This window comes from Psychrobacillus sp. L3, assembly GCF_042945595.1.
Taxonomy (GTDB): domain Bacteria; phylum Bacillota; class Bacilli; order Bacillales_A; family Planococcaceae; genus Psychrobacillus.
The window spans coordinates 1,939,108-1,954,818 of the sequence record NZ_CP168493.1 but is presented as its reverse complement, the minus strand read 5'-3'; the positions used below and the strand labels follow the sequence as shown (position 1 = coordinate 1,954,818).

15 protein-coding genes and 1 pseudogene are annotated in these 15,711 nt (G+C 34.4%); 8 read left to right on the top strand and 8 right to left on the bottom strand.

Going from position 1 to position 15,711, the window contains the following annotated elements; translation table 11 throughout:
* Window positions 1-103 precede the first annotated feature (103 nt).
* Window positions 104-397: a HesB/YadR/YfhF family protein gene (locus tag ACEPXD_RS09520; protein ID WP_391122869.1), complete on the bottom strand. Its 294-nt coding sequence runs from the start codon at window positions 395-397 to the stop codon at window positions 104-106.
* Between the two features lie 23 nt (window positions 398-420).
* Entirely contained in the window at window positions 421-1,026 is a 606-nt protein-coding gene (gene plsY / locus ACEPXD_RS09515) for a glycerol-3-phosphate 1-O-acyltransferase PlsY (protein WP_391122866.1), read from the bottom strand.
* Window positions 1,027-1,374: 348 nt separating this feature from the next.
* Between plsY and parE the strand changes: the two genes are divergently transcribed.
* Genes parE through ACEPXD_RS09500 form a run of 3 tightly spaced genes read left to right on the top strand, consistent with a single transcriptional unit; the run spans window position 1,375 to window position 6,971 of the window.
* The gene (parE, locus tag ACEPXD_RS09510) at window positions 1,375-3,348 is read left to right on the top strand and encodes a DNA topoisomerase IV subunit B (RefSeq protein ID WP_391122863.1); all 1,974 of its coding nucleotides are present in this window, start codon (window positions 1,375-1,377) and stop codon (window positions 3,346-3,348) included.
* Window positions 3,345-5,777, top strand: a complete 2,433-nt coding sequence (gene parC / locus ACEPXD_RS09505; RefSeq protein ID WP_391122860.1) for a DNA topoisomerase IV subunit A — start codon at window positions 3,345-3,347, stop codon at window positions 5,775-5,777. Before parE ends, parC begins: the two co-directional genes overlap by 4 nt.
* A 9-nt stretch (window positions 5,778-5,786) precedes the next feature.
* Window positions 5,787-6,971, top strand: coding sequence for an MFS transporter (locus ACEPXD_RS09500; protein ID WP_391122857.1), 1,185 nt, complete (start codon window positions 5,787-5,789; stop codon window positions 6,969-6,971).
* Here the strand turns inward: ACEPXD_RS09500 and ACEPXD_RS09495 are convergent.
* Window positions 6,968-7,177 (bottom strand): hypothetical protein, encoded by a 210-nt coding sequence (locus ACEPXD_RS09495; RefSeq protein ID WP_391122855.1) that lies wholly within the window; start codon window positions 7,175-7,177, stop codon window positions 6,968-6,970. The two genes, ACEPXD_RS09500 and ACEPXD_RS09495, sit on opposite strands and share 4 nt — an antisense overlap.
* 864 nt (window positions 7,178-8,041) lie before the next feature.
* Here ACEPXD_RS09495 and ACEPXD_RS09490 point away from each other — a divergent pair.
* From ACEPXD_RS09490 to ACEPXD_RS09480, 3 genes are all read left to right on the top strand, one after another.
* Window positions 8,042-8,410 (top strand): YybH family protein, encoded by a 369-nt coding sequence (locus ACEPXD_RS09490; RefSeq protein WP_391122852.1) that lies wholly within the window; start codon window positions 8,042-8,044, stop codon window positions 8,408-8,410.
* Window positions 8,411-8,593: 183 nt separating this feature from the next.
* On the top strand, window positions 8,594-9,004 hold the full coding sequence (locus tag ACEPXD_RS09485) for a GNAT family N-acetyltransferase (protein ID WP_391123133.1): 411 nt from the start codon (window positions 8,594-8,596) through the stop codon (window positions 9,002-9,004).
* Between the two features lie 22 nt (window positions 9,005-9,026).
* Window positions 9,027-9,497 (top strand): GNAT family N-acetyltransferase, encoded by a 471-nt coding sequence (locus ACEPXD_RS09480; protein ID WP_391122849.1) that lies wholly within the window; start codon window positions 9,027-9,029, stop codon window positions 9,495-9,497.
* 332 nt (window positions 9,498-9,829) lie between these two features.
* Here ACEPXD_RS09480 and ACEPXD_RS09475 read toward each other — a convergent pair whose 3' ends face one another.
* The 4 genes and pseudogenes from ACEPXD_RS09475 to ACEPXD_RS09460 form a co-directional block, all read right to left on the bottom strand.
* Entirely contained in the window at window positions 9,830-10,123 is a 294-nt protein-coding gene (locus tag ACEPXD_RS09475; protein WP_391122847.1) for a hypothetical protein, read from the bottom strand.
* A gap of 369 nt (window positions 10,124-10,492) precedes the next feature.
* Window positions 10,493-10,771 (bottom strand): hypothetical protein, encoded by a 279-nt coding sequence (locus tag ACEPXD_RS09470; protein ID WP_391122844.1) that lies wholly within the window; start codon window positions 10,769-10,771, stop codon window positions 10,493-10,495.
* Between the two features lie 71 nt (window positions 10,772-10,842).
* Window positions 10,843-11,040, bottom strand: coding sequence for a hypothetical protein (locus tag ACEPXD_RS09465; RefSeq protein ID WP_391122841.1), 198 nt, complete (start codon window positions 11,038-11,040; stop codon window positions 10,843-10,845).
* Between the two features lie 331 nt (window positions 11,041-11,371).
* Window positions 11,372-11,974: pseudogene (locus tag ACEPXD_RS09460) on the bottom strand (substrate-binding domain-containing protein); the annotation flags it as partial.
* 406 nt (window positions 11,975-12,380) lie between these two features.
* Here ACEPXD_RS09460 and ACEPXD_RS09455 point away from each other — a divergent pair.
* Together ACEPXD_RS09455 and ACEPXD_RS09450 are read left to right on the top strand one after the other, a co-directional pair.
* Window positions 12,381-14,045 carry a ribonuclease J gene (locus ACEPXD_RS09455; protein ID WP_391122838.1) on the top strand — a complete coding sequence of 555 codons (1,665 nt, stop codon included), beginning with the start codon at window positions 12,381-12,383 and terminating at the stop codon, window positions 14,043-14,045.
* A gap of 295 nt (window positions 14,046-14,340) precedes the next feature.
* Window positions 14,341-15,159 (top strand): GNAT family N-acetyltransferase, encoded by an 819-nt coding sequence (locus ACEPXD_RS09450; protein ID WP_391122836.1) that lies wholly within the window; start codon window positions 14,341-14,343, stop codon window positions 15,157-15,159.
* Between the two features lie 77 nt (window positions 15,160-15,236).
* Here ACEPXD_RS09450 and ACEPXD_RS09445 read toward each other — a convergent pair whose 3' ends face one another.
* The gene (locus ACEPXD_RS09445; protein ID WP_391122833.1) at window positions 15,237-15,689 is read right to left on the bottom strand and encodes an SRPBCC domain-containing protein; all 453 of its coding nucleotides are present in this window, start codon (window positions 15,687-15,689) and stop codon (window positions 15,237-15,239) included.
* Window positions 15,690-15,711 lie beyond the last annotated feature (22 nt).

Sequence of the window (15,711 nt, the reverse complement as noted above, 5' to 3'; positions counted from 1 at the left end):
GTGCTTTTTAAGGAGCCTCATATAGGCGCAATTGCTCTCGTATTACTGGATTGCTTACAACCTAATTCAAATGCTTTATGAAAACAAAAAAAGCGTGGCATGCTCACGCTTTTTTATATGCATATGCTAATTCTTCTGCTTTTGGATTGAGATCCACATAGAGATCATGACCATCAAAGAACCATTCATCTAGTTCCTCGATAAAGAATAATATATTTTCTATAGTTATGGTTACAGAAGGTATAATCGGAGTATCCATTGTCATGCCAATAGAAAAACCATCATGTAAAGGACTTGACCCACCATAACGAGCATAGAAGCGAATTTTGTCTCCTGCTTTTACTTCCATTTCTTCATGGAACCAGTTCATTGCATCTGAAGAAATGAATATTTTCAAACTAATCACCAGCTTTCATTAGGTTAAATCCATTTTACTTTCGGTTCAGTTCCTGCTTTAATTCTTTTTATATTCGAGCGATGTCGATAAAAGATAAAGATCGCAATTAGTAATACGATTCCTATTAAAGGTACATCTTGTTTCACTGAGAAATAATAAATGATTGAATAGATCACAGCAACGATAGCTAAGATCATGGAAGTGAGAGACACCATTTTAGTTATCTTTAGAACTATTACAAATCCAACTATTAATAAGACAAATATCGGCCAGTTATACCCAAGTAGAATCCCACCAGAAGTAGCAACTGCTTTTCCACCTTTAAATTTTGCAAAGATCGGGAACATATGCCCTACAACTGCTATTATCCCAAGTATTAAAGGATGCACATTAGTAGATTCGAAAATTGGTAGTAAACCAAGAGCCGTGGCTGCAGTTCCTTTTAGGATATCCATAATAGTAACTGCTATACCAGCTTTTTTACCGAGTGTTCGGAATGTGTTTGTTCCACCTAAATTACCGCTTCCATGCTCTCTAATATCGGTATTATAAAATAACTTTCCAACCCAAAGGCCAGAAGGGATAGAACCAATTACATATGCAAGTATAAGTAAAATGATCGTAGTCATAGCATACTCCTTTAATAATGAAACTAATAATATATTGAACTCTTAGTTTACCATGTACGTAAAGCATAGTTCAATGCAAAGAAAATATGAACTAGAAAAATTCCACTTTAGTTATTTATTGGTTGAACTTATTATGTTTACGATGTAAGCTAAGTTCTGTTCAATCTAAAGAAGGAATAATGCATTCCAATAGAGAAAACTATTGTAAGGTAGATTGCAAACCACTTGATATTTATTTACAATTAAAATCTGACCTATGTACGCTATGTATTGACATAAGAGCAATCTGTTTGTAGGCTTAAAGAATAGTTAAGAACAGATGTTTTTTTTTTTTGGAGGGGAACATATTTGAGTAAAAATGAAATAATAACAAGTTATAGTGATGATGATATTCAGGTTTTAGAAGGGTTAGAAGCTGTTCGCAAAAGACCTGGTATGTATATTGGTTCTACTGATGCAAGAGGGTTGCATCATCTAGTATATGAAATCGTAGATAATGCGGTAGATGAGAGTCTTGCTGGTTTTGGAGATCATATTATTGTGACCATCCATGAGGATCAAAGCATCACTATACGCGATTTTGGTCGGGGAATGCCGACTGGTACGCACAAAACAGGTATACCAACTGCTGAAGTTATTTTTACTGTCCTACATGCAGGTGGCAAGTTTGGACAAGGTGGTTATAAAACGAGTGGAGGACTCCACGGCGTAGGTGCATCTGTTGTGAATGCGCTTTCTTCCTATGTAGAAGTAGTAATTCATCGTGATGGTAAGAAATTCATTCAACGATTTGAAAATGGTGGAAAAGTGGCTCAGTCTCTAAAACAAATTGGAACAACTAAAGAGACAGGTACATCCGTACATTTCTTGCCTGATAACTCCATTTTCTCAGTAGTGAAATATAATTACGAAACATTATGCGAAAGATTAAGAGAATCCGCCTTTCTTCTAAAGGGACTAAAAATCGAATTAACAGATGAGCGAACGGGTGCTCATGATATTTTCTGTTATGAAACCGGTATTGAAGCTTTTGTTTCTTATTTGAACGAAGATAAGGACATTCTACATCCAGTTTTCTACACGGAAGGCATGCAAGATGAAATAGAAGTAGAATTTGCCTTTCAGTTTAATGACGGATATTCAGAAACGATTTTGTCGTTTGTAAATAATGTTCGTACACGAGATGGCGGAACCCATGAAACAGGAACAAAAGCTGCATTAACGAGAGTTTTTAATGAATATGCTCGCAAAACCAGTTTATTGAAGGAAAAAGAGAAGAATTTAGAAGGATCGGATATTCGAGAAGGGATATCTGCGATAGTTTCTGTTCGTATTCCAGAGAATTTACTACAATTTGAAGGACAAACAAAAGGAAAACTTGGAACAAGTGAAGCAAGAAGTGCTGTAGATGGTGTCATTTCAGAAAAACTGCAATATATTTTGGAAGAGAACGCAGAACTCACTTCCTCTTTAGTGCGAAAAGCAATTCGTGCGCAGCAAGCAAGAGAAGCTGCTCGAAAAGCAAGAGAAGATGCGCGTAATGGCAAAAAGCGTAAACGTTCTGATACGCTTTTGTCTGGTAAACTAACTCCTGCTCAATCTCGGAATGCTGCTAAAAATGAACTTTATTTAGTCGAAGGAGATTCCGCAGGAGGGTCTGCTAAACAAGGACGAGACCGTACTTTCCAAGCAATTTTACCTTTACGTGGAAAAGTAATTAATACGGAAAAGGCGAAGCTTGCCGATATTATGAAAAACGAAGAGATTTCCACTATTATCCATGCTATCGGTGGTGGAGTAGGTGCAGAATTCCAAATAGCGGACATTGCTTATGATAAAATTGTTATTATGACAGATGCGGATACAGATGGAGCACATATTCAAGTACTTTTATTAACCTTTTTCTATCGCTATATGAAACCTTTAATCGAGAATGGAAAAATTTATATCGCATTACCACCTCTTTATAAAGTGTATAAAGGACTTGGTAAAAAAGAAGTTTTTGAATATGCTTGGACAGAAAAAGAATTAGATGATGCTTCTAAGAAAATTGGGAAAGGATTCTTGCTACAGCGCTATAAAGGGCTTGGTGAGATGAATGCAGACCAATTATGGGATACAACGATGAATCCCGAAACTCGTACACTAATTCGAGTGACAATTGAAGACGGTGCTCGAGCAGAAAGACATATTACGACATTAATGGGCGATAAAGTGGAGCCTCGTCGTAAATGGATTGAAGCAAATGTTAACTTTGGTTTAGATGATGATTCCAATATTTTAGAAAATGAAAGAATTCACACGGAGGATGAGTTAGTATGACACAAACCGAACGTTATCAAGATTTACCACTAGAAGAAGTGATCGGTGATCGGTTTGGACGTTATAGTAAATACATCATTCAAGACCGTGCACTACCAGATGCGAGGGATGGGCTCAAACCCGTTCAACGCCGCATATTATTTGCTATGTTCCAAGAAGGAAACACGAACGATAAACCTTTTCGTAAATCTGCGAAAACAGTAGGGAATGTAATCGGTAACTATCATCCTCATGGAGACAGTTCAGTCTATGAAGCAATGGTACGGATGAGCCAGGACTGGAAGCTTCGCCATATGTTAGTGGAAATGCACGGTAATAACGGTTCTGTTGATGGGGATCCACCAGCTGCAATGCGTTATACAGAAGCAAGAATATCTGCTATTTCACATGAGCTTCTACGTGATATCAATAAAAACACAGTAGACTATATACCAAATTTCGACGACTCTGATTCAGAACCGGTTGTTTTACCAGCACGTTTTCCAAATCTATTAGTCAATGGATCTACTGGTATTTCCGCTGGATATGCAACTGATATTCCGCCTCATGCGTTACATGAAGCATTGGATGCCGTGTTAATGCGTATGGAAAACCCTGCAGCGACAATCGATGAACTAATGACCGTTTTAAAAGGACCAGATTTTCCAACCGGCGGAATTATTCAAGGTGTAGAAGGTATAAAGAGAGCTTATGAAACTGGTAAAGGGAAAATTGTTATTCGATCGAAGACAGAAATTGAAACAATCAAGGGCGGAAAAGAACAAATAGTTATTACTGAAATCCCTTTTGAAGTAAATAAAGCAAACTTAGTCAAAAAAATAGATGAACAACGTCATGATAAACGTCTTGATGGTATTGCGGACGTAAGAGATGAGTCAGATCGTACAGGGCTTCGTATTGTAATTGAAATGAAAAAAGAAGTAGATGCTCATGGAATACTTCAATTTTTGTTTAAAAATACAGACCTACAAGTAACTTATAACTTTAATATGATTGCGATTCATAACCGAAGACCAACAATGATGACATTACCTTTGTTATTAGATTCGTATATCGGGCATCAAAAAGAAGTTGTTACTCGAAGAACAGCTTTTGACTTAAAAAAAGCGAAGGAACGTTTGCATATCGTTGCGGGCTTAATGAAAGCATTATCCATTTTAGATGATGTCATTAGAACAATTCGCACTTCTAAAGATAAACGTGATGCTAAAAATAACTTAATGTCCGCATTTGATTTTTCAGAAGCTCAAGCTGAGGCAATTGTTTCATTGCAACTATACAGACTAACAAATACAGATATCACAGAACTGCAACAAGAAGAAGAACTATTAAATGCATTAGTAAAAAAACTAGAAAGTATTTTAGCAAGCGAAGTAGTTCTTTTGAGAGTGATAAAAAAAGAGCTATTAGAAGTAAGAAAACAATTTGCAGAACCACGTAAATCGATTATTGAAGATGAAATTGAAGAAATAAAAGTTACGTTAGATGTATTAATTCCAAGTGAGGAAGTAATTGTAACGGTTACAAAAGATGGTTATGTTAAACGCACTAGTTTGCGTTCGTTTACTGCCTCTAGTGGCCAGGATTTTGCTATTAAGGAATCTGATTATTTATTATACAAAGAACCAATTAATACGCAGCATCATTTACTTCTATTCACATCAAAAGGGAATTATATTTATCAGCCTGTTCATGAATTACCTGATATTCGTTGGAAAGACCTTGGACAACATATCTCAAGTATAGTGCCATTAGATTCAAATGAATCGATCATTAATGTAATAGGAATCGAATCATTTGATCTTGATCTATGTGTACTTACTGCAACTAAGGATGGTCAGATTAAACGTTCTTTACTTTCCGATTATGTGGTTCAACGGTATGCTCGCCCGATAAAAACAATGAATGTGAAAAAAGAAGATGAATTAATACTGGCACAGCTTGTATCACCTTCCGATGAAGTATTATTAACGACCTATTTTAGTTACTCCGTTCGATTCTCGTTAGATGAAGTACCAGTTACTGGTGTCAAAACGGGTGGAGTAAAAGGTATCAATTTAAAAGACGATGATTATGTCGTAAATGTGAATGTCATTACTCAAAATAGTCATGATGATGTTATATTAGTTACGCATCGTGGATCTGTGAAAAAAATGGCCTTAAAAGAAATTGAAGCAGGTGGTCGTGCTAAGCGAGGAATTGTTACCCTCCGTGAATTAAAAACAAATGCGCATCGAGTTTTTGCAGTTGTTTTAATGAATAAAGCAGATGAGCTTGTATTAGAAACGGAAAAAGGGGTTCAGGAGATCGTTCAATCGAATACGCTTCGTCCAACGGATCGTTATTCAAATGGGTCCTTTATAGTAGATACTGATAAAGAAGGTAAACTTGTTCGAGTTTGGAGACAGCCAATCGAACAGAAAGAATAAGGGAATAATATGTGGAGAAATGTTAATGTTTGGATTGTGCTACTAGGGGAATTGATTGCAGGCATTGGCTTATGGAGTGGCATTATTGGCAATCTTGAGTTTATGCAAGAAAAAGTTTCATCCGATTTTCATAAATCATTAATTCTTGCAAGTGGACTATTAGCAGGTGTGTTAATAGGTCCATTTGCAGGGAAAATTATTGATCAATCCAAGAAAAAAACGGTCTTAATCGTGTCTAGTATCGGACGAGTTCTTAGTGTTTTGTTTATGTTTGTTGCAATTGCTACAGGATCTATTTGGTGGATGGTATTATTTTTAATTAGTTTACAAATATCTGCTTCCTTTTATTTCCCTGCTTTGCAAGCAACATTACCGTTGATTGTAAAACAGAAAGAGTTATTACAACTTAACGGTTGGCATATGAATATATCCACTATTGCACGGGTAGCTGGAACTGCCATTGCTGGATTTGTACTTGTATATTGGCCCATACAGTCGCTCTATACCGTCTCTATGATTACATATGCGGGATTGTTAGTGTTTACTTTTTTTCTTAAGATAGAGGAAAAAGAAAAAATAGCTCTAAAAGATGGAAAAGAGAATAGTGGGTTTAAAGAGGTTTTCCCAATGTTACTGGATAATATAGCGGTTCTCATGACACTTATTTTAACGCTTATTCCAGTTTTATTTTTAGGATCATTTAATTTGCTCATTATTAATATTAGTGTGTTGCAAGATTCGGCATCCATTAAAGGAACCATTTATGCTGTTGAAGGGGTTGCCTTTATGCTTGGTACGCTAGTCGTAAAGTACATAGGCGCTAAATGGAAAATAAGCAATATTCTTTTTACTTTTGTATTTGTAATAGGTACTGCTGAACTATTACTATACTTTGCTGCCAGTCCTGCGTTAATACTTATAACTTTTGCAGTTTTGGGGTTTTCCCTTGGTTGTTTCTACCCCACGGCTATGACTATTTTTCAGAAGCAAATACCTAAAGCATTTCACGGTAGATTCTTTTCATTCCGAAGTATGTTGGATCGAATAGCCTTCCAAGTTGTCTTGCTATCGACAGGAGCGCTTTTAGACGTAATCGGTATGCAATACATGGTCGTTGTCTTTGGACTCATTAGTGTATCTTTAACGTTCATTTTCGTATGGAGAATGAAAAAAAATAATATATCTTTTATTTAAGCAATATAAAAAGCATTTCCATCGGGGTGTAAACCTTGTTGGAAATGCTTTTTATATTTATTTTGATACTGTTGTAATTTTTCCTTCTTTGTTTTAGTCATTCGTACATGCGTACTAAAATCAACTTCACTTCGAAAAGCAGATACATCTTTTCCTGTGTTTCGAAGCTGGTGGGCACGTTTTTTAAATGCAGCAGATTTTGCCATCAAAATCACTCCTATAATAATTATTTCTTTCAAGGGATAGCGTATATTAATCTTTGTGAAAATACAAGTTCCGGAACTCACCTAGACAAATAAAAGAATACACCGATGATGTAAGAACGTACGTACGTACTTATGATATAATTAAAGTGTAATAGAATAGTGTGTTCATGGGCGGTCAGTATTTCCTTTATTCTTATTTACTATTCTTGTTTGTATACAAGAATAGGGAAGGGAAATGTTGCATATGACGACTTTCGAAGCCATGATGTTCGCAGTAGCGTTCGCTGGTTTAATTGTCTCCATTCTTACTTTTTCAAAAGAAAAAAAGTAAACCGCCCCTAAGCCATAGCAAGCATTGGGTAGTTTACTCTTAGTAATTGCTGATCGCCTTTGAAGCGATACTATTTTATTGCAAGACTGTTAGGTGTTGTAGCACCCAACAGTCTTTTTTAATGTATTCAATTTATATTTATATTATACCATCCACATAGTTATTATCAACTAAATTGTCTAATATACGTCTACTTGGGTAATTTTTTGGAAAGTCTTAGAGTAAAAGTTACTACATGAAGAAAACTAAATTTTTTTAAGAATGGTAAACTAAATTAATAATTATCAGACTAGTTACGGAACTCAGTTGAAAATTGCCCTTTGTTACTATTTATTCGTATACTCATATTATACAATTCTGACATCTATTAAATGAATAAGAGTTCAGCATTTAGAATTATATATTTCTGTAGGTTTTAAACAAGTATTTGAAGAAGTTCGACTGGAAAAGAAATTTAAATAATAAGAGTCAATAAAAGAAGATAGAAATCTCTCCAAAAAAGAATGGAGAATTGATAGGAGGTAAGGATTTGTATGTGGTATAAACATTGCTTAGAGCAATATATTAAGGCTACAAACACACATAATTTTGAAAATGTTCAGCAATTATTACATCCAAAAGCAGTTTATTTCTTTTCTAATAAAACTTGTACAACTATTAATGAAATTCAAATTTATTTTGAAAATGCATGGGAAGTTATTAAAGAAGAGGTCTATTCTGCTTCCAATGTCCGTTGGTTAGCAGCTGATGAAAAAACGGCAACTTGTGTTTATACATATCATTATAAAGGTTACTATGACGGCAAATTTGTTTCTGGTAGCGGCCGAGCAACAAACGTTTTTATTAAAGAAAATGAGCATGAATGGAAGTTAATACACGAACATTTAAGTAGTCTTTCATGATGTGAACTTTAGAATATATATATTACTCTTTCCAAATACCTTTTACCATAATTTGTATACGTATCAGCATTCTTTAAGCTTATTATATGGAGGGGAAGGCATAATGTTTTTACTTTTTTATTGATCTTATCATATGGCAAATGCACCCATACGACTTAAGATTGAAAAGAGGGTTTATACGTGATTAACTATACAAATGAATTAGCAGATATACAGGCAGAATCATTAGAAGGATTCTTTGTCGATTGGTCAAATCCACCTTCTACTATGACACATATGAGAATATTGAATGGAAGTTCTCACAAAATATTAGCTATCGATTCCGTAAGCGGGGAAGTAGTAGGGTTTATAACAGCAATTAGTGATGGCGTTTTATCTGCATATATTCCGCTTCTAGAAGTTTTACCTGCATATAAAAATAAAGGTATCGGTAAAGAACTTATCCAAAGAATGATTGCAGAGCTTAAAGATCTATATATGATAGATTTACTATGTGATACCCATTTACAGCCTTATTATGAGAAGCACGGAATGATGAAAGCATCCGGCATGATAATTCGAAACTATCACAATCAAGCTGGTATACTAGACTAATTTTTTTAAAAAGGAAAATCTGATGATCATGGAATTAGCATGGGTAAATGATTTATCACAAATCCTAGAAGTTTTAAATAAGGTGACGATTGCTTTGCAAAATAATAATATAAATCAATGGTCGTATCCTTGGGATTCTGAGTATATTTCTAATGCCATTAGTGAGAATAATTCATATAAATTAATGCATAATGAAAAAGTAATTGGTACCTTTTTTATAGATATAATTGATAAAATAGGTGAACTTACTATAGAACCTAAAAGCTTATATTTATCAAAAATTGCAATTCTTCCCGAATACCAGGGAAAAAGTATTGGCTCTAAAATTACTGACTTTGCATGTACTAATGCTCATAAGTTAAACAAAGTGCTATATTTAGATTGTTGGGCTGGTAATATAAAACTTAGAGAATTCTATTCTAAAAATGGTTTCCAATACATTGGCGATTTTTGTGAAGAGGATAATTTAATTAGTATTTTTAGATCTGGTTAGAAGTGGTTTTAATAATAATCAAGATACCAAGCATAAACAATGTCAATTCATTGCTTACGCTTGGTTTTATTAATTGGCGATAGTAACTGATACTTAATAAAATCATTTTTCAGAATTTATAAGTTGGAGTTGTATGAGAAATTCCAGTATTATTGACAAAGTTACAATTAGGTAAAAGCCGAGACTTAAAGGTGATTTTGCAAATTACACAAATACTAGATTAATCTAAATTTTTCTCGAATATCTCAGTGTTTCAAGTATACTTTAATAATGAGATGCAACTCCATATAATATATATTATGTAAACTAAAATAAATTTGCGTGAAGAAGATCTAGAATATCTCAACTTCCCTTATTCCTATAATATATGTTCTTTTCGACTTGTAATTCGTATGTTCTTTATGATTTTCAAATGAACTATAACTCTCCTTTTTTACGATAAGTAGTTGTTCATTGATAGTTTCCAAATACATTAGTACACCAAACTTCTCTTCCATTTCTAATGTAATCTCAAGAACTGTTCCTAATAACATCTTTTCTGCACGAAATTGTTTCAATCCTCTATAAGCACCTAAAGTCTGTTCTTTAGTATGTAATAGCATCAACCAAAAATAATTATCTGTCAATTAATACTTTTTCTTTAGAAAAGTAAATTGTACTTAAATCCCTATAAATTAAAATAACTTTCAAATATAATATTCGTGTTTTATTAGGTTTATGAAGTATCAGGCCGATGGAATAATAGCATTTTCGTATCTTAAAGGCGAACATTTCGATAACTTCCATTAAAAATAGTTCGCAAACTATCTTTTATCAGGATTTTTGCATACAATGATCTCTTACTATAGATATCATTTCAATTCCCTTCTTCCAAAAGGCTGTTCCTCAATGATAATCGATTTTGTTTAATGATCTCTTTTAGATAGTTGAGAAAGCTTTAACTCAACTTTATCCACTCGAAAGTATGTCATGAATCTAAATGAGTTAAAGAAGATTTATGGTTCGCTAATTCCCATTGCTAATAGTAATAGAAAAGCTGCAGCCAAAACAAATACATTTCCTATTAGTCCGATAATAAAAAGAATAAGTCGTTTAGTTAATAACCAAGAGAATATAGCAAATAAAATACCAATAATTGATAATATGCAAAAAGTGTTGATTATAAAATAAATATCAGCATTTGGTCCCCTTTCTACATAGAAAATAACGATACATATTATCACAGGTAATATAGATGTAACTCCTAAAATGTTCCCTACTTTTCTCTTATCCAAATCTAAAAACCCCAATCGCTTATTTTTTATCTTCTATTTCCCTTCGACGTACCATTTTCATCCTACAAAATTCACCCAACAAATATAGAAATCAATAAACTGATTGTAAAAAATACATACGCAATCTGAATTATTATATACATTGCAAATTCAAAAGTTGAAAGTTTTCTTTGTTTCTTCGTTTTTGCCAGATCTCGAAGATAAAAAGAGGAACTAATAATTAGCACTCCTATAGAAATTGCACATAAAGCTTCTGCGTAAATTATCAAGCAAATCAACTCCTTTATAATAAACTTCAATGAACCAGTTAGTATAATACGTTTGAAATAATTATAAGTTTCAATTCTAATTTAACGTCTAATAATAATCCTTGATTTTTGTTTACATAATATTATTATATTTCCTTAAAATGAAACTTTTAAAAGTTACAAATAAGTAGTCTACATAAAGTGACGTATTTGAAATATAAACAAGCCCGCTTGATGTTAACGCATTAAGCGGGCTTTTAATGGTATTAGGGTAAACAACTCGGTGTGGTAATTCAAAGATGGTTTATTACTTATGACTTCTAAATGATACGATTAATGCTGCTAATCTAACCTATAAATCGCCATCCGCACCCATCGCCCGATTAGGCTTAGAACACGAATGCCTAATCACTAGCTTGTACGGTATAATGATTCGTTTGATTGGTTCATTTTCATTCTTAAGCAATTGAATCAAACTTCTTGCAGCTTGATAACCGAGTTCTTCAATGTTGATATCAATTGAAGTCAATTTGTGCCTAGACATTTCTGCGAATAAAGCATTATTGAAGCTGACGATTGATACTTGTTCTGGAATGTCCATTTGCATTTCAGTAAGGAAATTGACAACTCCAAGTGCCATCAATTCATCCGTCACAAAAAGTGCGGAAGGTGGAATAGTCCTTGTCCTGAGCTTTTTGACAGCTTCCTGCCATCCTTTACGCAGAAATTCTTCGCGAATGATATATTCTTCCTTGAAAAGCAAATCGGAGCCTCTAAGAGCATCTTTATATCCTTGTAAACGATCCATCGTAACTGTAAGGGTTTGGCTGCCTCCTATGAAGCCAATTCTTTCATGGCCAAGACCAATGAAAGAATTGGCTTCTTTCGCTGCGAGATAATTATCATTATCAACATGAGTAATCTTATCGACAAAATCAAAAGGCTTTCCGATAACTACAAAAGGAAAATTTCTATTTTTTTAAATAAGGAAGAATTTTGTCGTCTTTACGAGAGTATAACAGGATAATGCTGTCAACCCTACCTCCCTGGACCATGTGCACAACACTATCATATAATTCTTGTTCTGTTTTACCAGTACTCATTTGAAGTGCATAATGTTTTTACCGTACTCCTTCACTCAAGCCCTGTATAACCACAGAAAAATACGGATTTTCCATTTTATCTTACACCCATTAGTTTTCAACACTGTAATAATTCCTTTTCACAAAAATTAAAATCCGCTCCAACATTTTGCAAACCTAATATCTCGTTAAAATTTTGAAATAATTTTATAAATCTCCTTATAAAAGTGCTTTTATAGGCAATACTTTAGATGAAAGTTCTAGAAAGGAGGCATTAACTTGAATACAACGAAGTCTAAATTATCTATTTTTGCTCTTGGTGGTATTAATGAGATTGGTAAAAACATGTACGTTTTACAATCTGACGGTGATATTGTAATCATCGACTGCGGTTCCAAGTTTCCAGATGAAAGTCTACTAGGCATTGATTTAATCATCCAGGATATCTCCTATTTACAGGAACATCAAGAAAAGATCCGGGCTTTAATTGTTACCCATGGACACGAAGATCATATCGGGGGTATTCCCTATTTCTTAAAACAGTTGAATGTACCAATTTACGCTACAAACTTAACGCTTGGATTGATTGAAATAAAATTAAAAGAGCATGGTCTTTTTAGACAAACGAAAACTTTTTTAATTGATGAGGAGTCAACTATTCGATTAGGAACTATTAAAACAACATTTTTTAGGACAAGTCACAGTATTCCAGATTGTTTGGGAATTGCATTTCATACTCCACAAGGAACAATCGTACATACTGGGGATTTTAAGTTTGATTTAACCCCTGTGGATAATCAAGCTCCAGATATTCACAAAATGGCGGAAATTGGTCAAAATGGTGTATTACTTTTACTATCTGAAAGTACCAATGCAGAAAGACCCGGCTCCACTCCTTCCGAACGTTTAGTTGGAGAACATATTGAAGATGCATTCCGACATGCACCGAGGAAAGTATTTATTTCTACATTTGCTTCCAATGTTCATCGTGTACAACAAATTGTAAATGCGGCTATAGAAACGAATCGTAAGCTTGTTTTACTTGGACGTAGTATGGTTAACGTAGTATCCGTCGCTATGGAGCGAGGATACTTAGAGATCCCAGATGGAATGCTAGTAGAGGCAAATGAAGTGAGAACAATGAACCCTGAAAAAGTGGTCATTCTATGCACCGGCAGTCAAGGAGAACCTATGGCTGCCTTGTCTCGATTAGCAAGCTCCAACTTCCGTCAAGTTGAAGTTTTGCCGGAAGACATTGTTATTTTTGCAGCAAGTCCGATACCCGGTAACGAACGGAGCGTATCCCGAATAATAGATAATTTATTTCAATTAGGAGCCAAAGTTATTTATGGATCAGGTAATGTTACAGGAATGCATGTTTCAGGTCATGCTTGTCAGGAAGAGTTAAAACTTATGCTCACATTAATGAAACCAAAATATTTCATCCCCATTCATGGTGAATATCGCATGCTTCGCCATCATAGTTTATTGGCTGAATCGGTTGGTGTGAGAAAGGATAACATATTTATATTAAATAATGGTGATGTAGTTGACATTGACGATCAAGTGGCAATTCAAACACGTAGTATTGATGCTGGGAACATTTTCGTAGATGGATTTGGGATAGGTGATGTCGGAAACATCATCTTGCGGGATAGAAAACTCCTTTCTGAAGACGGTATGCTAGTCATTGTAATAACCATTAGTAAATCAGGAAACAAAATTATAACAGGTCCTGATACTATTTCACGTGGATTCGTTTATGGACCTGAGGCTGAGGAACTGATAAAAGAGGTAAATCAATCTGTTCGTCAAACTATTAAGAACTCAAAAGATAGGAACCAGCGAGTGTTAAAACAAAATATAAAAAGTTCTATCGAAAAACTCTTGTACAGTCGAACGAAAAGAAGTCCTATGATCCTTCCTATTATAATAGACATTTAGCGTTTTAAAAGAGCGAACCTCTAAGATAAGGGTTTGCTCTTTTACAATCCATTTCAGCTGCTCCTACTCCCCAAAACGTTCCAATGCGACTGGTTCCACCTTATTATTCGTCATTTTTAGATAATAGACTTTCAGTTCTCCATTTTGGAAAATTACCCTTAGCAACTCTAGATTGTGATTCGTTTAAATAAGCTAGTATTTCAGCAATATTTTAGTAAAGTGTTATAATGGTGAATATTCACATTTTATTTTAAAATATAAAACCACAACCAAACAATTATTAAAGGAGAAACAAATGTTAACATCAAAACAATTACTAGATATTGAAACTTTACAAAAGGAATGTGAAACATTTGATCATATTCAATTAAAACTAAACTGGGAAATGCTTCGGAATAGAGAGACAGATCAACTCGATTTCCTTCATTATGAAGATGATGAACTAGTTGCCTTTCTAGGTTTATATGCTTTTGGTTCAACAGTAGAAGTATCCGGAATGGTAAAACCAAGCGAACGCCGAAAAAGTCAATTCTCGCGATTGTTCCAACAAGGAATGGCTACTGCAAAACAAAAGGGTTTTAAACGAATTTTGTTAAATGCACCAGCAAGTTCAAGTGAAGCTAAAGCATTTTTAACTAAAAATGGAGCTATTTATGGATTTTCCGAACATCAAATGAAGTGGAAAGAAAAGCACCTAGAAGAAGCAGAGGGTTTTACACTTCGACATGCAAGTATTGCGGATTTAGACATGCGTGTACGATTGTCTGTTGAAGCGTTCGGTTTGACGAAAGAAGATGCTCTAACAATGGAAAGTCGAATTGATGGCGATGAGGATACTGATATGTTCATGATTGACGTGAACAAAGAAACAGTTGGGAAAATCCGTGTGAAACGAGAAAATGGAGAAGCATGGATTTATGGATTTTCCATCTTACCGACACATCAAGGAAAAGGTATTGGTAGAAAAGTATTGAAAAGAGTAGTTAAAGTGCAGTCAGAATCGGGCCACTCTGTCCATTTGGAAGTAGAAACTTTAAATGCGCAAGCACTAGGACTTTATGAGTCTATCGGATTCCAAGTGGTACATGCCCAAGATTACTATGCTTACAATTGAACCCTTTATCTATCTCAATAATAAAAACCCTGGTTCTCTAATAACCAGGGTTTTATTAATTCAACGTTTTCTTCAATTTAGTCTAATGTCAAGGTCTCCCCAGTTTCAAGCAGGCTTTTCAAATTGCTCAAAATCATTGGCCAGCCATTATTATAGCCCTTAAATCCATCGTTTTCATCAATAATATCTGTTGGTAATAGATCCAAATGCATGAGTGTTAATTTTACTGTCGAATTTATCGGTTTTAGTTCAAAGGATACCCTTGTTGGGCGTTCACGTACTGTTTTGTCTTCCAACCATTGAAAAGTATATGAAAGTAGATGATATGGCTCATTTATTAATACTTTCCCTTGGTCTGTGACCTTTCCATTCTTATCTAAAAAGGAAACTATTGATCCTACCTGCCAATCAGTTTGAACTTGCAAATCAAACCAATATTTTTTTATCATGTCGCTGCTAGTTAGAGCTTCCCAAAGCTTATTTTGTGTTGTGGCGATGTAGATTTCATAAATAAACGTTGTATTAGTCATCTTTTTCCACCTCTAAATTTAA